The 19892-nt window shown below is 65.6% G+C and carries 23 protein-coding genes; 15 read left to right on the top strand and 8 right to left on the bottom strand.

What is annotated here, in order from left to right; translation table 11 throughout:
- Nucleotides 1-45 precede the first annotated feature (45 nt).
- Nucleotides 46-288 carry an accessory factor UbiK family protein gene (locus GL279_RS16530; RefSeq protein WP_155065729.1) on the top strand — a complete coding sequence of 81 codons (243 nt, stop codon included), beginning with the start codon at nt 46-48 and terminating at the stop codon, nt 286-288.
- Here GL279_RS16530 and GL279_RS16535 read toward each other — a convergent pair.
- Nucleotides 285-590: a DUF6476 family protein gene (locus GL279_RS16535; RefSeq protein WP_246175360.1), complete on the bottom strand. Its 306-nt coding sequence runs from the start codon at nt 588-590 to the stop codon at nt 285-287. The two genes, GL279_RS16530 and GL279_RS16535, sit on opposite strands and share 4 nt — an antisense overlap.
- Between GL279_RS16535 and GL279_RS16540 the strand changes: the two genes are divergently transcribed.
- The 4 genes from GL279_RS16540 (at nt 589) to gap (ending at nt 4975) form a co-directional block, all read left to right on the top strand.
- Nucleotides 589-1647 (top strand): RluA family pseudouridine synthase, encoded by a 1059-nt coding sequence (locus tag GL279_RS16540; protein ID WP_155065730.1) that lies wholly within the window; start codon nt 589-591, stop codon nt 1645-1647. The genes GL279_RS16535 and GL279_RS16540 overlap by 2 nt on opposite strands.
- 47 nt (nt 1648-1694) lie before the next feature.
- On the top strand, nt 1695-2600 hold the full coding sequence (gene rpoH, locus GL279_RS16545) for an RNA polymerase sigma factor RpoH (protein ID WP_155065731.1): 906 nt from the start codon (nt 1695-1697) through the stop codon (nt 2598-2600).
- Between the two features lie 209 nt (nt 2601-2809).
- Entirely contained in the window at nt 2810-3826 is a 1017-nt protein-coding gene (locus tag GL279_RS16550; RefSeq protein WP_155065732.1) for a hypothetical protein, read from the top strand.
- Nucleotides 3827-3973: 147 nt separating this feature from the next.
- Nucleotides 3974-4975: a type I glyceraldehyde-3-phosphate dehydrogenase gene (gene gap / locus GL279_RS16555; protein WP_155065733.1), complete on the top strand. Its 1002-nt coding sequence runs from the start codon at nt 3974-3976 to the stop codon at nt 4973-4975.
- Between the two features lie 105 nt (nt 4976-5080).
- On the opposite strand, the gene GL279_RS16560 is transcribed toward gap, so the two are convergent.
- The gene (locus GL279_RS16560) at nt 5081-5395 is read right to left on the bottom strand and encodes an antibiotic ABC transporter (RefSeq protein ID WP_155065734.1); all 315 of its coding nucleotides are present in this window, start codon (nt 5393-5395) and stop codon (nt 5081-5083) included.
- Nucleotides 5396-5521: 126 nt separating this feature from the next.
- Here GL279_RS16560 and pyrC point away from each other — a divergent pair, with 126 nt between their 5' ends.
- From pyrC to GL279_RS16605, 9 genes are all read left to right on the top strand, one after another.
- On the top strand, nt 5522-6565 hold the full coding sequence (gene pyrC, locus GL279_RS16565; RefSeq protein ID WP_155065735.1) for a dihydroorotase: 1044 nt from the start codon (nt 5522-5524) through the stop codon (nt 6563-6565).
- Nucleotides 6562-7233 carry an orotate phosphoribosyltransferase gene (locus GL279_RS16570; protein ID WP_155065736.1) on the top strand — a complete coding sequence of 224 codons (672 nt, stop codon included), beginning with the start codon at nt 6562-6564 and terminating at the stop codon, nt 7231-7233. Before pyrC ends, GL279_RS16570 begins: the two co-directional genes overlap by 4 nt.
- 220 nt (nt 7234-7453) lie before the next feature.
- Nucleotides 7454-8953, top strand: coding sequence for a replicative DNA helicase (locus GL279_RS16575; RefSeq protein ID WP_155065737.1), 1500 nt, complete (start codon nt 7454-7456; stop codon nt 8951-8953).
- Nucleotides 8950-9312, top strand: a complete 363-nt coding sequence (locus GL279_RS16580) for a DMT family protein (protein ID WP_155065738.1) — start codon at nt 8950-8952, stop codon at nt 9310-9312. Before GL279_RS16575 ends, GL279_RS16580 begins: the two co-directional genes overlap by 4 nt.
- 58 nt (nt 9313-9370) lie before the next feature.
- On the top strand, nt 9371-10576 hold the full coding sequence (locus GL279_RS16585) for a multidrug effflux MFS transporter (protein ID WP_155065739.1): 1206 nt from the start codon (nt 9371-9373) through the stop codon (nt 10574-10576).
- Nucleotides 10577-10636: 60 nt separating this feature from the next.
- Nucleotides 10637-12031: a helix-turn-helix domain-containing protein gene (locus GL279_RS16590; protein ID WP_155065740.1), complete on the top strand. Its 1395-nt coding sequence runs from the start codon at nt 10637-10639 to the stop codon at nt 12029-12031.
- Nucleotides 12032-12117: 86 nt separating this feature from the next.
- Nucleotides 12118-12354 carry a hypothetical protein gene (locus tag GL279_RS16595; RefSeq protein WP_155065741.1) on the top strand — a complete coding sequence of 79 codons (237 nt, stop codon included), beginning with the start codon at nt 12118-12120 and terminating at the stop codon, nt 12352-12354.
- A gap of 61 nt (nt 12355-12415) precedes the next feature.
- The gene (locus GL279_RS16600) at nt 12416-13705 is read left to right on the top strand and encodes a M23 family metallopeptidase (protein ID WP_155065742.1); all 1290 of its coding nucleotides are present in this window, start codon (nt 12416-12418) and stop codon (nt 13703-13705) included.
- Nucleotides 13695-14183, top strand: a complete 489-nt coding sequence (locus tag GL279_RS16605) for a bactofilin family protein (RefSeq protein ID WP_155065743.1) — start codon at nt 13695-13697, stop codon at nt 14181-14183. The genes GL279_RS16600 and GL279_RS16605 overlap by 11 nt, the downstream gene beginning before the upstream one ends.
- Before the next feature lie 89 nt (nt 14184-14272).
- Here GL279_RS16605 and GL279_RS19170 read toward each other — a convergent pair whose 3' ends face one another.
- The 4 genes from GL279_RS19170 to GL279_RS16620 form a co-directional block, all read right to left on the bottom strand.
- Nucleotides 14273-14416: a hypothetical protein gene (locus tag GL279_RS19170; protein ID WP_170294007.1), complete on the bottom strand. Its 144-nt coding sequence runs from the start codon at nt 14414-14416 to the stop codon at nt 14273-14275.
- Between the two features lie 42 nt (nt 14417-14458).
- The gene (gene coaD / locus GL279_RS16610) at nt 14459-14953 is read right to left on the bottom strand and encodes a pantetheine-phosphate adenylyltransferase (protein ID WP_155065744.1); all 495 of its coding nucleotides are present in this window, start codon (nt 14951-14953) and stop codon (nt 14459-14461) included.
- Nucleotides 14954-15058: 105 nt separating this feature from the next.
- Entirely contained in the window at nt 15059-15496 is a 438-nt protein-coding gene (locus tag GL279_RS16615) for a CBS domain-containing protein (RefSeq protein ID WP_155065745.1), read from the bottom strand.
- A gap of 69 nt (nt 15497-15565) precedes the next feature.
- A complete protein-coding gene (locus GL279_RS16620; protein ID WP_155065746.1) occupies nt 15566-16486 on the bottom strand; it encodes a LysR family transcriptional regulator in 921 nt (306 codons plus the stop codon).
- Nucleotides 16487-16591: 105 nt separating this feature from the next.
- Here GL279_RS16620 and GL279_RS16625 point away from each other — a divergent pair, with 105 nt between their 5' ends.
- The gene (locus GL279_RS16625) at nt 16592-18091 is read left to right on the top strand and encodes a CoA-acylating methylmalonate-semialdehyde dehydrogenase (protein ID WP_155065747.1); all 1500 of its coding nucleotides are present in this window, start codon (nt 16592-16594) and stop codon (nt 18089-18091) included.
- Between the two features lie 116 nt (nt 18092-18207).
- On the opposite strand, the gene GL279_RS16630 is transcribed toward GL279_RS16625, so the two are convergent.
- Together GL279_RS16630 and GL279_RS19290 are read right to left on the bottom strand one after the other, a co-directional pair.
- Complete coding sequence (locus GL279_RS16630) at nt 18208-19641, bottom strand: NCS1 family nucleobase:cation symporter-1 (RefSeq protein WP_155065748.1); 1434 nt, start codon at nt 19639-19641, stop codon at nt 18208-18210.
- 41 nt (nt 19642-19682) lie between these two features.
- Nucleotides 19683-19892, bottom strand: a 210-nt coding sequence (locus GL279_RS19290) for a hypothetical protein (RefSeq protein ID WP_211371350.1), incomplete at its 5' end; no start/stop codon positions are given.

A 19892-nucleotide genomic window follows, 5' to 3' on the forward strand; every position in this document is an offset into this window, starting at 1 on the left:
TGTCTGGGGCCATATAGGGGGCAACCCGAAACCGAAAGGCCCGCCATGACCGCGAACAACCGTTTCTTCGACGATCTCTCGAAATTGATGACCAATGCGATGGGCGTGGCCCAGGGCGCCAAGGGCGAGGCGCAGACCGCCTTCAACAGCTGGATCGACCGCTGGCTGGCCGAGCGCGACTTTGTCACCCGCGAGGAATTCGAGGCGGTGCGCGAAATGGCGATCAAGGCCCGCGCCGAGAATGCCGAGTTGCGCGCCGAGATCGAGGCGCTGAAGGTCAAGGCCTAAGGCGTCACGCTGTCGCGCAGCTTGCCCTGCCGGTCGTAAAGCAGCACCTCGCCGGTTTCGGTCACCACCACCGTCCAGTCGCGGGCGAAGGTGACGGCGGCCGGCGTTGCGCCCTGCGGCAGGGCAATCCTGTCCGGCAGTTGCGGCAGCGGCGGCGAGGCCAGCCGCAGCCACAGGATCGCCACCACCGCCAGCACCCCGAGCCCCATCACCACGGCCAGAGAGGTCACGAGGATGCGCAGCCAGCGCAGCATCGGCAAGGCTTTCTCTGCCCCGGCTTCCACCCTATCATCCTGCGCCATGTCCGATATCCTGATCCATCTGCCCGAAGGGGTTTCCGACCGGCTTGATAAGGCGCTTGCCGCCTTCGCACCAGAGCAGGCGGCACTGTCACGCTCGCGCCTGACGAAACTGATCGCCGAGGGCGCGGTCGCGGGTCCGTCGGGCCCGGTCGCGGACGGCAAGGCCCGCGCCGAGCCCGGCGACTACCGCGTCAGCATCGGCGCGCCGGTGCCGCTGGAGGCGCAGCCCGAGGCGATTGCGCTGAGCATCGCGCATGAGGACGACGATCTGATCGTCATCGACAAGCCCGCCGGCATGGTGGTGCATCCGGCGCCGGGCGCGCCCTCGGCGACGCTGGTCAATGCGCTGCTCGCGCATTGCGCCGGCAGTCTGTCGGGCATCGGCGGTGCGGCGCGGCCCGGCATTGTGCACCGGATCGACAAGGAGACCTCGGGCCTGCTGGTGGTCGCCAAGACCGACCGGGCGCATCAGGGGCTGGCGGCGCAATTCGCCGATCACTCGGCGCATCGGCGCTATCTGGCGCTGGCGCATGGTGCCATTGACGCCGCCGATCCGCGGCTGCGCGGTCTGCCCGGCATCGGCTTTGAGCCGGGCGGCGTCCTGCGCATCACCACGCTGCTCGGCCGCCATCCCGGCGACCGCCAGCGGCAGGCCGTCAGTTTCGAGCGCGGCCGCCATGCGGTGACGCGGGCGCGGCTGATCGAAAGCTTTGGCACGCCCGCGCAGGTGATGCTGGTGGAATGCGCGCTGGAGACCGGGCGCACGCATCAGATCCGCGTGCATATGGCCTATGCCGGGCTGGGGCTGGTCGGCGATCCGGTCTATGGCGGCAATCGCCGCGTGTCGGCCAAGGTGCTGGGCGAGCGTGGCGCTGGGGCGGTCGCGGGCTTTCCCCGGCAGGCGCTGCATGCGGCCGAGCTGGGCTTTCGCCATCCCGCCGACGGGCGCTGGTTGCAGTTTTCCAGTGCATTGCCCGAGGACATGGCCCGGCTCTTGCAGGATTTGCGCGCACCGGCTGTCGATTGCGCTTTCAAAACGGAACCACGGACGCAATGATCGCGTTCCAAACCACCCGCCCGAGCTGCGGGACAGGATAAAGGTCAATGGCGAATTATACCCAACTTCCGGCCCCCAGCCCCGAACAGGGCCTGAACCGATACCTGCAGGAGATCCGCAAGTTTCCCCTGCTGGAACCGGAAGAGGAATATATGCTGGCCAAGCGCTGGACCGATCACGAGGATCCCGAGGCGGCGCAAAAGCTGGTGACCTCGCACCTGCGGCTGGCCGCCAAGATCGCCATGGGCTATCGCGGCTATGGCCTGCCGCAGGCCGAGGTGATCTCCGAGGCGAACGTCGGCCTGATGCAGGCGGTCAAGCGCTTTGACCCCGAAAAGGGCTTCCGGCTGGCGACCTATGCCATGTGGTGGATCCGCGCCTCGATCCAGGAATATATCCTGCGGTCGTGGTCGCTGGTCAAAATGGGCACGACCAGCGCGCAGAAAAAGCTGTTCTTCAACCTGCGCAAGGCCAAGTCCAAGCTGGGCGCGCTGGAAGAGGGCGACCTGCGCCCTGAAAACGTGCGCCAGATCGCCAATGACCTGAACGTCTCGGAACAGGAGGTCATCGACATGAACCGGCGGCTGTCGGGGGGCGATGCCTCGCTGAACGCCACCGTAGGGTCGGGCGACGGCGATTCCACCGCGCAATGGCAGGACTGGCTGGAGGATGACAGCGCCAATCAGGCCGAGGCCTTCGCCGAGGCCGATGAGCTTTCTGCGCGCCGCCAGATGCTGATCTCGGCCATGGATGTGCTGAACGACCGCGAAAAGGACATCCTGATGGAGCGCCGGCTGCGCGATGACCCGATGACGCTGGAGGACCTGTCCGCGCGCTATGACGTCTCGCGCGAGCGGATCCGCCAGATCGAGGTGCGGGCCTTTGAAAAACTGCAGAACCGCATCCGCGAACTGGCGCGCCAGCGCGGCATTCCGGTCCCTGAAAACGCCTGAGCACACAGCACTTGTGCCCGATCCCGCCCCTGCCGCCGGGCGCCCTTGCGGATGGGATGCCAGCCGGAGCAATACAGCCTGCGCGCGATTTCCCCCTTTCGCGCGCTGGCATCCCCGCTAAAAACGAAGCCGACCCGCCTGCATCAATTGACGCTAAACCGCGACGGGCTATGCTAAAATTCGTCCAGCTGGGGGCGCGTGGCGCAAGAATGACGGCGCTGAACCAATATCAACGGCTCGAAGCGGCCGGCCATTGGCGCGAAACGCCGACGGCGGCGCTGCGCGAGGTCATCGTCTCGTTCGGCGATGCGACGCTGGTCCTGGCCGATCCGCGCTCGGAAATGCCGCTGTCGCATTGGTCGCTGCCGGCGGTGATCCGGCTGAACCCCGGCCGGCAACCGGCGCAATATGCCCCCGGCCCCGACGATCCCGAAATGCTCGAAGTCGATGATGAGCTGATGATGGCGGCGATCGAAAAGGTGCATCGCGCCATCGAGGCCAGCAAGCCTTCACGCGGGCGGCTGCGCAACGGGCTGATGCTGGGTGCAGCGGCGGCCATGCTGACGCTGGCGGTGTTCTGGGTGCCGCCGGCGCTGGTGCGCCATGCCGCCGACATCGCGCCGCCGGCGCAGCGCGCCGAGATCGGGCGCATGATTCTGGACGAGATCGAGAAATCCACCGGCAGCGCCTGTTCGCGCCCGGCCGGCGACATGGTGCGCGGCAAGCTGGCCGGCCGGCTGATCGGCCCGGATGCCGAAATCGCCGTGCTGCCCACCGTGCTGCATGGCGCCCGCCGCCTGCCCGGCCCCATTACCATCATCGGCGAGGATCTGGTCGAGGGCGAGGCCACGCCCGAGGTCACCGCCGGCCATATCCTGTCGGCGCAGGCGGTGGCGCTGGAAACCGACCCGCTGCTGGATGCGCTGCGCTATGCCGGGCCGCGCGCCACCTTTCATCTGCTGACCAAGGGCAACCTGCCGCGCCAGTCGCTGGCCGGCTATGGCGAAAGGCTGCTGTCGCGGCTGCCGCCCCCCCCCGAGGACGAGACCCTGCTGGGCTATTTCGCCCGCGCCGGCGTGTCGAGCGAGCCCTATGCCCGCGCGCTGGACCCGACCGGCGAGGCGGTGCTGGGCCTGATCGAGGCCGATCCCTTCCGCACCGCCGAGCCACGGCGGATCCTTACAGACCGCGACTGGGCGGCGCTGCAAGAGATCTGCGACCAGTGAGGCCCGCCTGCGGCCCTTGGGCGGATTTCTGGCGCTAACAGCTTGGCAGGATAAACTTTCGGCGCAAAAGCCGATCGTGCCATTTGCAATCCCCGGCATTTCGGGGCTATCAGCAGCACGCAACTTCATCAGCGGCGGAGGAACCCCATGGCTGTCAAGGTGGCGATCAACGGCTTTGGCCGTATCGGTCGGAACGTGCTGCGCGCGATCATCGAATCGGGGCGCAATGATATCGAGGTGGTCGCGATCAACGACCTTGGCCCCGTGGAAACCAACGCGCATCTGCTGCGCTACGATTCGGTCCATGGCCGTTTTCCGGCGAAAGTGACCGTCTCGGGCGATACCATCGACGTGGGCCGTGGCCCGATCAAGGTCACCGCGATTCGCAACCCGGCCGAACTGCCCTGGGGCGACATCGACGTCATCATGGAATGCACCGGCCTTTTCACCTCGAAGGACAAGGTTCAGGCGCATCTGTCGACCGGCGCGAAACGTGTGCTGATCTCGGCCCCGGGCGAGAACGCCGACAAGACCATCGTCTTTGGCGTGAACGACAACACGCTGACCAAGGATGACATCGTCGTCTCGAACGCCAGCTGCACCACCAACTGCCTGTCGCCGGTCGCCAAGGTGTTGAACGATTCGATCGGCATCGCGCGCGGCTTCATGACCACGATCCACAGCTACACCGGCGACCAGCCGACGCTGGACACCATGCACAAGGATCTGTATCGCGCCCGCGCCGCCGCGCTGTCGATGATCCCGACCTCGACCGGGGCCGCCAAGGCCGTGGGTCTGGTGCTGCCGGAACTGAAGGGCCGTCTGGACGGCGTCGCGATCCGCGTACCGACCCCGAACGTCTCGGTCGTCGATCTGGTGTTCGAAGCCGCCCGCGACACCTCGGTCGCCGAGATCAACGCCGCGATCAAAGCCGCGGCCGACGGCCCGCTGAAAGGCATTCTCGGCTATACCGAAGAGCCGCTGGTCTCGTCGGACTTCAACCATGACAGCCATTCCTCGGTCTTCCACATGGATCAGACCAAGGTCATGGAAGGCAAGCTCTGCCGCATCCTGACCTGGTATGACAACGAATGGGGTTTCTCGAACCGCATGTCGGATACCGCCGTGGCGATGGGCAAGCTGATCTGATCGACGCCCGGATCTGGGAAATACCGAACGCGCCCCGATCGGGGCGCGTTTCGCATGTCGCGGATCACCTAACCGATCTGCGGCGTGGCCGATCCGGTGGCGATGTCACTTTGCTGCCGTCAGGCGTTTGACATTGGCCTTGGTGCGCCGGCGATAGGGACGCAGGGCGGCGGCCATGACCTGATCGGCACGCTGGCCACGGCCGGCGGCGCGCAAGGCGGCATGGACGGCCTCGGAGGCGGCATCGGCCTTTTCGATCACCATACGCGTCGACTCGTCCGAATCCTGCTTGACCAGACCAAGCATTCCAGCCGTGCGCATCGCGATCACCATCTGCGCCTCAAACGCCATCTGCGTCATCTGCTGCCAAAGGACCAGCGGCGCTTGCAGGCTGGCAAAGTTGAACATCATTCCGTTCATAGAAACTCCTGGGGGCTGCGGCATTGGGGAACAAACACTCAAACATCACTTCCGGTTTGCCAAGTCATCCTTTAGCACAGCGCGCAGACTATTCCCGGCCGCGCCGGCCCGTTATACAGCGACATCATGACCCAAACCCTGACGATCAGACGCCCCGACGACTGGCACCTGCATCTGCGCGATGGCGAGATGCTGGCTGCAGTGGCATCATATTCCAGACATTTCGGCCGTGCCATCATCATGCCGAACCTGGTGCCCCCTGTGGTCACCGGAGCACAGGCCGCAGCCTATCGCGACCGCATCCTGGCGGCTTTGCCGGCCGATGTGACGTTGCGTCCGCTGATGACGCTCTACCTGACCGAAGGCACCGATCCGGCGGATCTGGTTGCCGCCCATGCGGCGGGAATCATCACGGCGGTCAAGCTGTATCCCGCGGGGGCCACGACCAATTCGGCCTCGGGTGTGCGCGATTTCGACAAGGTGCGCCCGGTGCTGGAAGCGATGGCCGAGGCCGGCGTGCCGCTGTGCATGCATGGCGAGGTCACCGATCCGACGGTGGACATCTTTGACCGCGAGGCCGCCTTCATCGAGCGTGTGCTGGACCCGGTGCGGCGCGCGACACCCGGCCTGCGCGTGGTGATGGAACATATCACCACCGCTGACGGGGTCGATTACGTGATGAGCCAGCGCGACATGGGCGCGACGATCACGACGCATCATCTGGTCATCAACCGCAACCACATCCTCGCCGGCGGCATCCGGCCGCATTACTACTGCCTGCCCGTCGCCAAGCGCGAAACCCACCGGCTGGCGCTGCGCCGGGCCGCGACCTCGGGCGACGACCGCTTCTTCCTCGGCACCGACTCGGCGCCGCACCCGGACAAGGCCAAGGAATCGGCCTGCGGCTGCGCCGGCTGCTTTACCGCGCCGAACACCATGTCGATCCTTGCGCAGGTCTTTGACGAGGACGGCGCCCTGGAGCGGCTGGAAGGTTTCACCTCGCTCAACGGCCCGGCCTTCTATCGCCTGCCGCCGAACGAAGATCACATCCGGCTGGTCAAGCGCGACGCGCCGGCCCTCTATCCGACCCATATCCCCGCCGGCGCCGAGACGGTGACCGTTTTCGATCCCGGCTTCCCGCTTCTCTGGCATGTCGAGGATCCCGCATGACCCTGCCCTTTCCCCCGCGCGAGGAAATCGCCCGCCTGACCGCCCGCATGCTGCTGGAAATCAAGGCCGTGCATTTCAACGCCACCGAGCCCTTCACCTATGCCTCGGGCCTGAAGGGGCCGACCTATATCGACTGCCGCAAGCTGATCAGCTTTCCGCGCATCCGCTCGACGCTGATGGACTTCATGGCGGCGACCGTGCTGCGCGACGCGGGCTTCGACGCCTTCGACAATATCGCCGGCGGCGAGACGGCGGGCATCCCCTTTGCCGCGCTGGTGGCCGAGCGGCTGGAACTGCCGATGACCTATGTGCGCAAGAAGCCCAAGGGCTACGGCCGCAATGCCCGTATCGAAGGCGCCATGTCCGAGGGCCAGCGCGTGCTGCTGGTCGAGGACCTGACCACCGACGGCGGCTCGAAGCTGAGCTTCGTCGATGCGATCCGCGACACCGGCGCCACCTGCGCCCATACGGCGGTGATCTTCTATTACGACATCTTCCCCGAAACCACGCAGCGCCTCGCCGACCACGGTGTGAAACTGCATCATCTGTGCACATGGTGGGACGTGTTGGCCGAAGCCAAGGCGCAGGGCTTCTACGACAAGGAAACGCTGGCCGAAGTCGAGCGCTTCCTGACCGACCCGCGCGCCTGGCAAGCGGCCCATCACTGACCCCACCCCCGGCGCGGTTGGCACGGCCGCATGGGTATTTGGAAAATGGTGAATTTGCGCGCCTGCCTGTGATTTTCACCATTTCACAAATACCCATGCAAGCGCGCCAACGGCCGGGCGCCGGGGTCCATCCACCGCTTGTCCACGATATCCCGATTTACCTTGCGGGCCGGACGGAGGATAAGGGGCCACCCATGTCGAACATCCGGAGCATCACGGGATGAGCGAGCTGCGCGCCGTCGAAATCAGGAAACCCAGTGAAATCGCCGAGGCGGCCGCCGCCCAGGCGGTGCCGTTCTCGATCGAGGCCGAGCAGCAATTGCTGGGGACGCTGTTGACCAACAACGAGGTCTATGACCACGTTTCGCGCATCATCAAGCCCGAGCATTTCTATGACCCGGTGCATCGCCGGATCTATGACATCTGCGTCTCGCGCATCGGCAAAAACGCCTTGGCAAGTCCGGTCACCATCAAGGCCTTCATGGAGAACGACGCCGGGCTGAAGGAGCTCGGCGGACCGGCCTATCTGGCGCGGCTGGCGGGGGCGGCGATCTCGCCGCATGCGGCGCGCGATTATGCACAGATGATTCGCGAATTCGCGCTGCGCCGCGATCTGATCACGCTGGGCCATGACATCGCCGCCCGCGCGACCACGGTTTCGGTCAATGAGTCCGCTGAGGATCAGATCAAGGAAGCGGAGCAGACGCTTTACAAGCTGGCCGAGCAGGGCGTGGCCGAGCGCGGGTTCCAGAGCTTTCTTTCGGCCGTCACCGGCGCTCTGGAGGCCGCCAATGCCGCCTTCAGCCGGGGCGGCGGGCTGTCGGGGATTTCGACCGGGCTCATCGATCTGGATGGCAAGATGGGCGGGTTGAACCGCTCGGACCTGATCATCCTCGCCGGACGGCCCTCGATGGGGAAAACCTCGCTCGCAACCAACATCGCCTTCAACGTCGCCAAGGTGCACAAGCGCGGCGCGCTGACCGACGGCACCACCGGCACGGTCGAAGGGGGCGTCGTCGGCTTTTTCAGTCTGGAGATGTCGGCCGAGCAGCTGGCGGCCCGTATCCTGTCCGAAGCCGCCGAGGTGCCGAGCGAGGCGATCCGGCGCGGTGACATGACTGAGGACGAGTTCCGCCGCTTTGTGCAGGCCGCGCATGATCTGTCGAACTGCCCGCTTTACATCGACGACACGCCTGCCCTGCCGATCAACCAGCTGGCGGCCCGGGCGCGCAAGCTGAAGCGGACCATGGGCCTTGATCTGCTGATCGTCGACTATCTGCAGCTTCTGCGCGCCGCGACCGCCAAGGACAGCCGCGTCAACGAGGTCTCGGAAATCACGCAAGGGTTGAAGGCCGTCGCCAAGGAGCTGGATATTCCCGTCATCGCCCTGTCGCAGCTGTCGCGTCAGGTCGAGAACCGTGAGGACAAGCGCCCGCAGCTGTCGGACCTGCGCGAATCCGGCTCGATCGAGCAGGATGCCGATATCGTGATGTTCGTGTTCCGCGAGGAATATTATCGCGAGCGCGAAAAGCCCGCCGACCACGAACTTGACAAGATGGCGGCCTGGCAGCAGATCATGGAATCCTGCCACGGCAAGGCCGAGGTCATTCTGGGCAAGCAGCGCCACGGCCCCATCGGCACCGTCGAGCTGTCCTTCGAGGGCCGCTTCACACGCTTTGGCAATCTTGAAAAACATCGTAGTTGGGATCGCCAAGAATGAATCTGCCCGTTCCGGTCGTCACCGTTGGGTTGTTGATCGCATCCAACCTGTTCATGACCTTTGCCTGGTATGGGCATCTGAAGTTCAAATCCGCGCCGCTGTTCATCGTCGTGCTGGTCAGCTGGGGCATCGCCTTTTTTGAATATCTGCTGCAGGTGCCGGCCAACCGCATCGGTTACGGCCATTTCAACGCCGCGCAGCTGAAGACCATTCAGGAGGTCATCAGCCTGTCGGTCTTTGTCATCTTTTCCTGGCTCTATCTGGGTGAGCGGCTGACCTGGCACACGGCGCTGGGCTTTGGCTTTATCTGCTTTGGCGCCTTCATGATCTTTCACAATTTCGGCGGCTCGGGGCACTGACGCCCCGGCAGCCTGCACGGCAGGTTGCCTTTTGCCCGGGCAAGGGCAATGAAGTGCCATGTCCTTGCCCATCCCCTCCTCCGCCCGGCCACCGAGCCTGTTCACACTGGTCGCGATCACCGGCACCGGCGCGCTGGCCATGAACATCTTTCTGCCCTCGCTTCCGGATATGGCGCGGCATTTCGGGGTGGAATACGGGGTGATGCAGCTGGCCGTCTCGGCCTTTCTGGCGGTCAGCGCCTTGCTGCAATTGCTGTGCGGGCCGGTCAGCGACCGCTTTGGCCGCCGCCCGGTCATCCTTGGCGCCTTTGCGATCTTTGTCCTTGCCACCATTGGCACATTGCTGGCGCCCACCGCCGGCTGGTTTCTGGCCTTTCGCCTGACGCAGGCGGTGGTGACCACCGGTTTCGTGCTGAGCCGCGCGGTGATCCGTGACATGGTGCCGGCCGAGCGCGCCGCCAGCATGATCGGCTATGCCACCATGGGCATGTCACTGGTGCCGATGATCGCACCGACGCTGGGCGGCATCCTTGACGAGATCTTTGGCTGGCGCGCCAGTTTCGTGACCATGGGCGTTCTGGGCAGCATCGTCCTGCTGCTGTGCTGGTTCGGTCTGGGCGAGACCGCGCGCGGCGGCGGCGTGCCGCTGCGCCAACAGATCGCCACCTATCCCCTGCTGGCGCGCTCGCAACGGTTCTGGGGCTATGCGCTGGCTGCGACGCGGAGCGCGGGCGCCTTTTACGCCTATCTGGGTGGCGCGCCCTTTGTCGGGCGGCAGATCCTGCATCTGTCGGCATCCGAGGTCGGCTATTGGTTTGCCGCGCCCTCGGTCGGCTATGCGCTGGGCAATTTCCTGTCGGCGCGGTTCTCGACCCGTTTTGGCATGAACCGGATGATGCTGGCAGGCGCGGTGATCTGCACCCTGCCCCTGATCATGGCGCTGCTGGCCGATCTGGGCGGCACGCGGACGCCCTTGGTGTTCTTTGGCTCGGTGGCCTTCATGGGGCTGGGCAATGGCATGCTGCTGCCCAATGCCAATGCCGGCATGATGAGCGTGCGCCCCGAACTGGCGGGCACCGCCAGCGGGCTGGGCGGCGCCATGGCGGTTTCGGGCGGCGCGGCGCTGGCGGCACTGGCGGCCAGCTTTCTGCATCAGGATCGCGGCGCGGCGCCGCTGCTGGCGATCATGGCCGGCGTTTCGGCCGGGTCGATCCTGTGCACGCTTTGGGTGATCTGGCGCGAAAGGCGGCTGCTGGGCGGCTGATCCCCTTGCACGGCGGCCTTTGCAAAGCCTAATGATGGATTTGCAAATCAGGGGCATCCGATGGCCACTCAAAAGATCTATGCCGGGGTCGCACTGCGCGAGACGCGGGCCCGCACCGGGCTGACGCAGCGCAATTTTGCCGACCGGCTGGGCGTTTCGCTGCCCTATCTGTCGCAGATGGAGAACAACCACCGCCCGGTCTCGGCGGGGGTGCTGTTGCGGCTGGCCTCGGAATTCGCGGTCGATCTGGGTGCGATGGCGGTGGGCGATGCCGAGCGCATGGTGATCGACATGGCCGAGGCCCTTGCCGATCCGCTGTTTGACACGCCGCCGCCGCAGGCCGATCTGCGGCTGGCCGCCACCAATGCCCCGGCGCTAGCCCGCGCCTTTCTGGACCTTTATCGCGCGCATCGCGACGGGCAGGAACGGCTGGCGGCGCTGGACGAGGCGCTGGGGGCCGAGGCGCAGAACGTCACCCCCTCGCCCTGGGAGGAAGTCCGCGACTTTTTCCATTATTGCGACAATTACATCGACGCCGTGGACCGCGCGGCCGAGCAATTCGCCCGGCACGCCCCCGAACAGCCGCCGCTGGCCCGCGCCATCGCCGCCCTGGCCGCCTGCGGCATCGAGGTGCATCAGGCCGAGATGGGACCGGGCGCGGTCTATCTGCGCGAAGGGTCGCGGGTCACGCTGAACTCGGCGGCAGAGCCTGCGACGCAGGCGTTCCAGCTGCTGCATCTGCTGGCGCTGCAGACGCGAGGCGACCTGCTGGAGGCGACGCTGGAGCTGGCGCGGTTCCGCAGCGAGACGGCGCGCGAGATCGCCCGGCTGGGTCTGGCCAATTACTTTGCCGGCGCGGCGATGATGCCCTATGCCCGGTTTCTGGCCGCCGCCCGCGCCGAGCGGCACGATCTGGAACGGCTGGCGCATCTGTTTCATGCCTCGCTGGAGCAGGTGGCGCATCGGCTGTCCACGCTGCAACGCGGCGGCGACCGGGGGCTGCCGTTCTTTTTCGTCCGCGTCGATCAGGCCGGCACCATCACCAAGCGCCATTCGGCGACGCGGATGCAATTCGCGCGCTTTGGCGGCGCCTGCCCGCTGTGGAACGTGCATCAGGCCTTTGAGACGCCGGGGCGCTTTCTGCGGCAACTGGCCGAGACCCCGGACAACAAGCGCTATCTGCTGCTGGCGCGCGACGTGTCGAAACCGGCGGGGGCCTTTGGCGCACCGGTGCGCCGCTTTGCCATCGGGCTGGGCTGCGAGGTCAGCCATGCCCGCGATCTGGTCTATTCCGACGGGCTGGACCTGTCGAACCCGGCGCTGTTCGAACCGATCGGCGTCTCGTGCCGGATCTGTCCGCGGCCAAACTGCCACCAGCGCTCGGTGCCGCCGATCGACCGTCATATCCGCATCGGACAGGACCGCCCCGGCCCCTTGCCCTACGAGTTTTCGTAAGCCGGCGCATCGTCCGGGCATGGGCGATTCTTGCCCGGCGGGGCCGGAACGCCGATGCGACTGCCCAAGGATGATGCAAAGAGAACATGGCGGACAGGATGCAACCTTGGGGATTTCCCACCCTGCCCGCCTGCGAATTTTTCGCGCAGGCCCCGCCGCTTGGCCGCGAAATCTGGAAAATCGAAGGCCCCGAACGCTGGCCCCGCGCGGCGAGGAGTGGCGAAAACCCACTTGCGCAACATGCAATGTTCGGCATCAATCCGCCCATTCCCCATGCAATTATTCCTGCCTTGTTGCGCTTTGAGCACAGCTCGGATTTATGAACGCCAGCCGCGCCCGCCACTGCCAGGCGCGAGGCGTAGCAACCAACATGGATCAGGGACATTGCGGATCACTCATAGCCTGAATTCGGTGCTCGAGCGTTGGCTGCCAGAGCAGCGCCTGTTCCTGAAATCGGACCAATCGACCCGCTTTGTGCGTCTTAGCCCGATGACCCAGCTCGTGGGCCTTGGCGGCACCGCCGTGGTCTTTGGCTGGGCGATCATCGCCAGCTCGATCCTGGCCATGGATGCGGTCAGCGCGCATGGCTCGCGCGATGAGGCCCGCCGCTCGCAAGAGGCGTTCGAGGCCCGGCTGGCGGATCTGTCGGCCGAGCGCGACAGCCGCGCCGCCGAGGCCGCCGCCGCCCAGAACCGCTATGCCGTGGCGATGCAGGAAGTGTCGGCCATGCAATCGCGGCTGCTGGAATCCGACGCCAGCCGCCGCGAGATCGAAACCGGGCTTGGCATCGTGCAGGCCAATCTGGCCAGCGCCACCAAGGACCGCGATGCGGCCAAGGCCGAGGTTGCAGCCTCGGGCCAGCCGCCGGTCGCGCGCACCGCCGAATTGCAGGCGGCACTGGACATCCTGTCGACCGAGCTGAAGAAATCCGCCTCGGACCGCAGTCAGGCGGTCAAGGAGGCCGAGGACGCGCGCCGCACCGCACAGGCCGTCACGCTGGAGCGCGACCAGATCGTCGCCCGCAATGACGAGGTGCTGTCGCAGCTGGAAGACGCCGTCACCATTTCGGTCAAGCCGCTGGACGATATGTTCCGCAATGTCGGCATGAACCCGGAAAAGGTGCTGAGCACCATCCGCTCCGGCTATTCCGGCGAGGGCGGGCCGCTGAACCCGATCAGCTATTCATCCAGCGGCGATGCCGCCATCGGCGAGGATGAGGCGAAGGCCAAGGAAATCCTGATCACGCTGGACAAGATCAACAGCTATCGCATCGCGGTCGAAAAGATGCCGCTGGCGATGCCGCTGAACAGCGCCTTTCGCTATACCTCGCCCTTTGGCCGTCGCTGGGGCCGCGCGCATGAGGGCATCGACATGGCCGGTCCGGTCGGTACGCCGGTCTATGCCACCGCCGATGGCACCGTGACCTGGGCCGGCTGGCAAAGCGGCTATGGCAATCTGATCAAGATCGAGCACGAGCTGGGCACCGAAACCCGCTACGGCCACCTGTCGAAAATCAAGGTCAAGGTCGGGCAAAAAATATCGCGCGGCAGTCTGATCGGTGCTATGGGCAATACTGGCAGGTCGACCGGCTCGCATCTTCATTACGAAGTCCGCGTGAATGGCTCGGCCGTCAATCCCATGACATTCATCAAGGCCGCCCAGAATGTTTTCTAAGACCCGTGTCACCGAACCCGGACCGCGCAACCAGCAGGCGATCCAACCCGAAGCGCCGCACAGCCCGGACACGAGCCACGATCTGCCCGCCACGCCGACCGCATCGCGCAACCGAACGGCGCCGTCGATTCTGGCGGCGGACCTGACGGTCACCGGCAATATCAAGACCGAAGGCGATGTGCAGATCGAGGGCAAGATCGAGGGCGACATCCGCGCGCATCTGCTGACCGTCGGCGAAAGCGCCACCATCCGGGGCGAGCTGGTCGCCGAAGAAGTGGTGGTGAATGGCCGCGTCGTGGGCCGCGTCCGTGGCCTGAAGGTGCGGCTGACCGCCACCGCCCGCGTCGAGGGCGACATCATCCACAAGACCATCGCCATCGAATCGGGCGCGCATTTCGAGGGTTCGGTGCAACGTCAGGAAGACCCGCTGACCAATGGCGGCACGCCCAAGCTGACCGGCCCTCGCGTCGGCGGCTGATCGGCCGGAAATTCCGCAAAGCCAGACCGGGCGGCCGCGCAAGCGCCGCCCTTTTTCATGGCGCCTTTGGCTGCTGGGCCGCGCCCGCTTCAGTCGCGTCCGGCGCGCGATTGCGGCTGGTCCGGGCCCGGATCGGGCGCGGGGTCCGGCAGTGGCGGCCGCTCGGGGTCGGGAATGGGCAGGTCGCGCGGGCCACCGCCGGCCATGCAAGCTGTTGTCACGCAAGCAAGCATCGGTTTCTCCTTCCAGATGCCCCGGCCTGACGGCCTGCCCGGCTAGCCACGCAGGCGTCCGACCAAGGCGTCATTGACCGCCGGTGGCACGAATTTGCTGACATCGCCGCCCAGCCGGGCGATTTCCTTGACCAGTTTCGAGGCGATGGCCTGCCGCCGGGCGTCGGCCATCAGGAAAACCGTCTCGATGCTGGAATCCAGCGCGCGGTTCATGCCCACCATCTGGAATTCATATTCGAAATCCGCCACCGCCCGCAGCCCGCGGATGATCACCCCGGCGCCCACGTCGCGGGCGCAGTCGATCAGCAGGTTCTCGAACGGATGCACCAGAATTTCGCCGCCGACGCTGTCGGTGACGGCGGCGCATTCGCGGCGCACCATCTCGACCCGCTCATCCAGCGAAAACAGCGGCCCCTTGTCGCGGTTGATCGCCACACCGATCACCAGCCGGTCGACCAAGGCCATGGCGCGCTGGATGATATCCAGATGCCCCAGCGTGATCGGGTCGAAAGTGCCGGGATAAAGCCCGATCCGCATACCAGTCACTCCTCTGCACAGCCTGCGCAGCGAAACAGGTTTTCCCGCATGAAGGCAAGGGGCTACGCCATGTTTCCCCCTGCCCTGCGCGGTGAGCGACCGGGCCTAATTGCCCATGATCATGCCGGTCAGCGCCTCTTTCTCGGCATGGAGTTCCTTCAGCCGGCCCGAGACCGCATCGCCGATCGAGACGATGCCCAGCATATGGCCGTTCTCGTCGACCACCGGCAGGTGGCGGAACCGCCCTTCGGTCATGCGCTCAAGGATCGCAAGCGCGTCCTCGCCGGTGGTGCAGGTCGCAAGCTTGCGCGTCATCAGCTCGCTGATCGGCAGGTCCAGCACGGCGGCGCCGCGCCGGCCCAGTTCGCGCACGATGTCGCGCTCGGACAGGATGCCCAGCGGCACCTTGCCATCCTCGGACACCACGATCGCACCGATGCGCTTTTCCGACAGCAGGCGGGCGGCATCGGCCACGCTGGCAGTCGGGGCGACGGTGAAGATCGCGCCGCTTTGCTTCATCGACAGGATCTGGTTCACAAGCATGGGCTTCTCCTCCGTTAGGGCTGGCGTCGTGCTGCCTGCCCCCCAGCGTCACCGCAACCACGCCTTGCGTCAAGTGGGCTCTTGGGCGGGGGTTTCGTCAATCGCGAGAATGGATTGCAACCGCGACACTTCGGCGCGGATGCCCTGGGCCAGCGCGTCGGCCAGCCGGTTCATTCGCTGCGAACGGCGGTCATCCTGATGCCGGATCAGCCAGAAGCTGCGGGTCAGCGACAGCTCGGCCGTCAGGATGCGCCGCACGCCCGGACAGAAGGGCAGCGCGAAATCATGCACGATGCCCAAGCCCGCGCCGGCCCGGATCGCCTGCATCTGCACCGAGACCGAATTCGAGGTCAGCTGCGCCCGGTCGACGCCGGTTTCGGCCAGATAATCCAGCTCGCGGTCAAAGATCATGTCGGCGATATAGCCGATCATGCGGTGCCCGCGCAGATCGGCGCGCGAGCGGATCGGCGGGTGCTCGCGCAGGTAATCCTCATGCGCGGCCAGATGCAGGCGGTAATCGGTCAGCCGCTGCACCACCTGCCGCCCGGCCTGCGGCTGGGACACGGCGATGGCCATATCGGCCTCGCGCTTGGAGAGGTTGAAGACGCGCGGCAGGGCGACGATCTGGATCTCCAGCTCGGGGTGGGTCTCGCAGAGCCGGGCGCAGACCTGCGGCAACAGGTAGTTGGCGCAGCCATCCGGGGCGCCGATGCGGATCTGCCCGGTCAGCTCGCCCGGCCCGGACAGCGACTCGCGCGCGCCGGACAGCGCCAGCTCGACCGCCTCGGCATGGGGCAGCAGCCGCTCGCCCTCGGGGGCAAGGCCGTAGCCCTGCGGCGTCTTGTCGAAGAGCTTGGCCCCCAGCGCCTGTTCCAGCCGCGCCACGCGCCGGCCCACGGTCGAGGCATCGATGCCCAGCCGGCGACCGGCCCCGGACAGGCTGTCCTCGCGCGCGACGGCCAGAAAGATGCGCAGGTCGTCCCAGTCCATCGTGGTTTCCTTTGCAATAATGCAAAACGCTTTTGCCAGACTTCCTCTTTTTTCCGCAATGCTGCAAGTCTATGGTCTGCGCCAAGCACATATGGGGAGGCTGTCATGGAAGAACTGAGCCATTGGATCGACGGCAAAGAGGTCAAGGGCACCTCGGGCCGATTTTCGGATGTCTATAACCCCGCCACCGGCGAGGTGATTGCCCGCGTGCCGCTGGCCACCCCGGCCGAGCTGGACGCCGCGATCCAGAGCGCCGCAAAGGCGCAGGTGGCCTGGGCCGCCACCAACCCGCAGCGCCGCGCGCGGGTGATGATGAAATTCGGCCAGCTTATCAACGAGAACATGGACATGCTGGCCGAGCTGGTCTCGCGCGAGCATGGCAAGACCCTGCCCGACGCCAAGGGCGACGTGCAGCGCGGGCTTGAGGTGATCGAGGTCTGCATGGGCGCGCCTGCGATGCTGAAGGGCGAATTCACCGACAATGGCGGCCCCGGCATCGACCTTTATTCCATGCGCCAGCCGCTGGGCGTGGTCGCGGGCATCACGCCCTTCAACTTCCCGGCCATGATCCCGCTGTGGAAGATGGGCCCGGCGCTGGCCTCGGGTAATGCGATGATCCTGAAACCGTCCGAGCGCGTGCCCTCGACCTCGCTGGCGCTGGCGAAACTGGCGCAAGAGGCCGGGCTGCCCGATGGCGTGTTGCAGGTGGTGAACGGCGACAAGGAGATCGTCGACGCCATTCTGGACCATGACGTGATCCAGGCGGTGGGCTTTGTCGGCTCGACCCCGATCGCGCAATATATCTATGGCCGCGCCGCGTCGAACGGCAAGCGCGCGCAATGCTTCGGCGGCGCCAAGAACCACATGATCATCATGCCCGATGCCGATATGGACAAGGCGGCGGATGCGCTGATCGGCGCGGGCTTCGGGGCTGCGGGCGAACGCTGCATGGCGATCTCGGTCGCGGTGCCGGTGGGCGACAAGACCGCCGATGCGCTGATCGAACGGCTGGTGCCGAAGATCGAAAAGCTGAAAGTCGGTCCCTATACCGCTGGCGATGACGTGGATTTCGGCCCGGTCATCACCAAGGCCTCGCAGGACCGCATCAACCGGCTGATCGCCTCGGGCGTCGATCAGGGCGCCGATCTGGTGGTCGACGGCCGCGGGCTGAAGATCCAGGGCTATGAGAACGGCTTTTTCTGCGGCCCGTCGCTCTTTGACCGCGTGACGCCGGAGATGGAGATCTACAAGGAAGAGATCTTTGGCCCGGTGCTGAGCCAGGTCCGCACGCAAAGCTATGACGAGGCGCTGAAGCTGGTCATGGACAATGACTATGGCAACGGCACGGCGATCTTTACCGCCGATGGCGACACGGCGCGCGATTTCGCCAGCCGGGTCAATGTTGGCATGGTCGGCATCAACTTCCCGATCCCGGTGCCGCTGAGCTATTACTCCTTCGGCGGCTGGAAGAAATCGGCTTTTGGCGACCTGAACCAGTATGGCCCGGATGCTTTCCGCTTCTACACCAAGACCAAGACGGTGACGGCGCGCTGGTTCTCGGGGATCAAGGACGGGGTCGCGCTGAACTTCAAGGCGATGGACTGACGGCTGGGGCGGCTTGGGGGGCTCTGCCCCCCGCGTTTGCCTCACCCCTCGACGGGGTGCGGCAAACGCACCCCCCGGGATATTTAAGCACGAAAGAAGCCGGGCGCGGTCCGGCTTCAGCGATCCGTGGCGCGCAGCAGGAAATAACTGCCGCCGCCGATCAGCACACCGAAGAACCAGCCATAGGTCCCCCACCAGCTGGGCAGAAGGCTGGTGAACGTGGGCAGGATCGAGCTGAACACCATGCCGATGCCGAAGGCGATGAACGCCTTGATGTGCCAGCCGTTCTGGAAGCGGAATTCGCCATGCTCCTGATAAAGCGCGTTCACATCCACCACGCCTTTGCGGATCAGGTAGTAATCCACCATCATGATCCCAAAGATCGGCCCCATGGTCGAGCCGATGAAGTTCACGAAATGCGTGGCATTGGTTTCCCAGGGTGCCCAAGGGTAAAGCACCAGCGCAATCGCTGCCGCGATGAAGCCGCCGCGCTTGAAGCTGATGTGTTTGGGGATGGTGTTCGAGAAGTCAAAGGCGGCCGAAACGAAGTTCGCCACAACGTTAATGCCGAGCGTTGCAATGGCGAAAGTCGCCGCCGCCAGCACCGCCAGAAACACGCTGTCGAATTTCGCGCTGATCTGGTCGGGATGCAGCAGCACCTCGCCATAGACATGCCAGGCGGCCGTGGTGGTCACGCCCGCGACCAGGCAAAAGGCCAAAAGGTTCACCGGCAGGCCCCAGGCATTGCCCCGGCGCAGGGCGGCCTCGTCAGTGGCGTAGCGCGAGAAGTCGCAGAAATTCAAATAGAGCGCCGCGAAATAGGTGATCCAGGTCGCCGCCACCGCCGTCAGCGTGACGAAACTGCCCGGCGTGCCGGGAACGCCGGCCTCGCGCGTGGCCTCGAGCAGCACCTCTTGCGGGATCTCGCCGCCAAAGCTGATGGTGCCGGATTTGACCACCAGATAGACCGCCAGCAGCAGCATGGCGAGCCAGACCGCCGGCCCCGCCCAGTCCTGGAATTTGCGCACGGTCTCCATGCCGTTCTGGATGATCAGCAGTTGCGCCGTCCAGACGGCGACATAGCAGATCAGCTCCAGCGTCGAATGGCCCAGCATATGGCTGGTCTGGTGGAACTCCAGCATGGCCGGGTTGCGCAAGAGCAGCGCCACGATGGCGCCCGAGGCGGCCGAGGTCTGTGCGCCATACCAGAAGCAGGCGACGATGGCGCGCACCAGCGCCGGGACATTGGCGCCAAAGGTGCCGAAGCTGGCGCGTGCCAGAACCGGAAAGGGCACGCCGGTGCGCACCCCCGCCAGTCCCACCATCTGCATCAGCGCATAGATCACCAGACTGCCGATCCCGATGGCCAGCACGAAGTTCATCAGGCTGCCGCACAGCAGGAACAGGCTGGCCGCCAGATAATAGCCCCAGAGGCTATGGACGTCCGAGGTCCAGACGTTGAAGATCGAGAACGCGCCCCAGCGGCGTTCCTGCGCCGGGGCCAGATCCTCGTTGTAGAGATTGGGAGAGGGGTTGGTGATCTGCGTCATGTCCTCGGGCTCCTGAGGGCCGCCATGTGGAGCGGTCTCCCTCAGCCTAGTCGCCGCCCGCCCGCATCGAAGAAAAATCGCCGCCGTGGCTTCGGGGGTGGCGCGCTGTAGGAAATCTGCAACAATTCGCGCCCTACCCCCCCGGCTTTTTCTGCTTCAGAGGATAGAATGACCGCTATGCTGAATTTGTCTGGCCGCCTCGGATGAGCGGGGTTTCGATCCGCCGCGACCGCCGTGCCGGGCGCATCACC

The organism is Paracoccus limosus, assembly GCF_009711185.1.
GTDB lineage: Bacteria > Pseudomonadota > Alphaproteobacteria > Rhodobacterales > Rhodobacteraceae > Paracoccus > Paracoccus limosus.

Bases quoted from the DNA above. Each gene is read 5' to 3' on its own strand.
- GL279_RS16550 (WP_155065732.1), top strand. From the start codon at position 2,810: ATGACGGCGCTGAACCAATATCAACGGCTCGAAGCGGCCGGCCATTGG.
- GL279_RS19170 (WP_170294007.1), bottom strand. From the start codon at position 14,416: ATGCTTGCTTGCGTGACAACAGCTTGCATGGCCGGCGGTGGCCCGCGC.
- GL279_RS16575 (WP_155065737.1), top strand. From the start codon at position 7,454: ATGAGCGAGCTGCGCGCCGTCGAAATCAGGAAACCCAGTGAAATCGCC.
- GL279_RS16605 (WP_155065743.1), top strand. From the start codon at position 13,695: ATGTTTTCTAAGACCCGTGTCACCGAACCCGGACCGCGCAACCAGCAG.
- pyrC (WP_155065735.1), top strand. From the start codon at position 5,522: ATGACCCAAACCCTGACGATCAGACGCCCCGACGACTGGCACCTGCAT.
- GL279_RS16620 (WP_155065746.1), bottom strand. From the start codon at position 16,486: ATGGACTGGGACGACCTGCGCATCTTTCTGGCCGTCGCGCGCGAGGAC.
- GL279_RS16595 (WP_155065741.1), top strand. From the start codon at position 12,118: ATGGCGGACAGGATGCAACCTTGGGGATTTCCCACCCTGCCCGCCTGC.
- rpoH (WP_155065731.1), top strand. From the start codon at position 1,695: ATGGCGAATTATACCCAACTTCCGGCCCCCAGCCCCGAACAGGGCCTG.
- GL279_RS16560 (WP_155065734.1), bottom strand. From the start codon at position 5,395: ATGAACGGAATGATGTTCAACTTTGCCAGCCTGCAAGCGCCGCTGGTC.
- GL279_RS16535 (WP_246175360.1), bottom strand. From the start codon at position 590: ATGGCGCAGGATGATAGGGTGGAAGCCGGGGCAGAGAAAGCCTTGCCG.
- coaD (WP_155065744.1), bottom strand. From the start codon at position 14,953: ATGCGGATCGGGCTTTATCCCGGCACTTTCGACCCGATCACGCTGGGG.
- GL279_RS16570 (WP_155065736.1), top strand. From the start codon at position 6,562: ATGACCCTGCCCTTTCCCCCGCGCGAGGAAATCGCCCGCCTGACCGCC.
- GL279_RS16615 (WP_155065745.1), bottom strand. From the start codon at position 15,496: ATGCTTGTGAACCAGATCCTGTCGATGAAGCAAAGCGGCGCGATCTTC.
- GL279_RS16540 (WP_155065730.1), top strand. From the start codon at position 589: ATGTCCGATATCCTGATCCATCTGCCCGAAGGGGTTTCCGACCGGCTT.
- GL279_RS16530 (WP_155065729.1), top strand. From the start codon at position 46: ATGACCGCGAACAACCGTTTCTTCGACGATCTCTCGAAATTGATGACC.
- gap (WP_155065733.1), top strand. From the start codon at position 3,974: ATGGCTGTCAAGGTGGCGATCAACGGCTTTGGCCGTATCGGTCGGAAC.
- GL279_RS16625 (WP_155065747.1), top strand. From the start codon at position 16,592: ATGGAAGAACTGAGCCATTGGATCGACGGCAAAGAGGTCAAGGGCACC.
- GL279_RS16630 (WP_155065748.1), bottom strand. From the start codon at position 19,641: ATGACGCAGATCACCAACCCCTCTCCCAATCTCTACAACGAGGATCTG.
- GL279_RS16580 (WP_155065738.1), top strand. From the start codon at position 8,950: ATGAATCTGCCCGTTCCGGTCGTCACCGTTGGGTTGTTGATCGCATCC.
- GL279_RS16590 (WP_155065740.1), top strand. From the start codon at position 10,637: ATGGCCACTCAAAAGATCTATGCCGGGGTCGCACTGCGCGAGACGCGG.
- GL279_RS16585 (WP_155065739.1), top strand. From the start codon at position 9,371: ATGTCCTTGCCCATCCCCTCCTCCGCCCGGCCACCGAGCCTGTTCACA.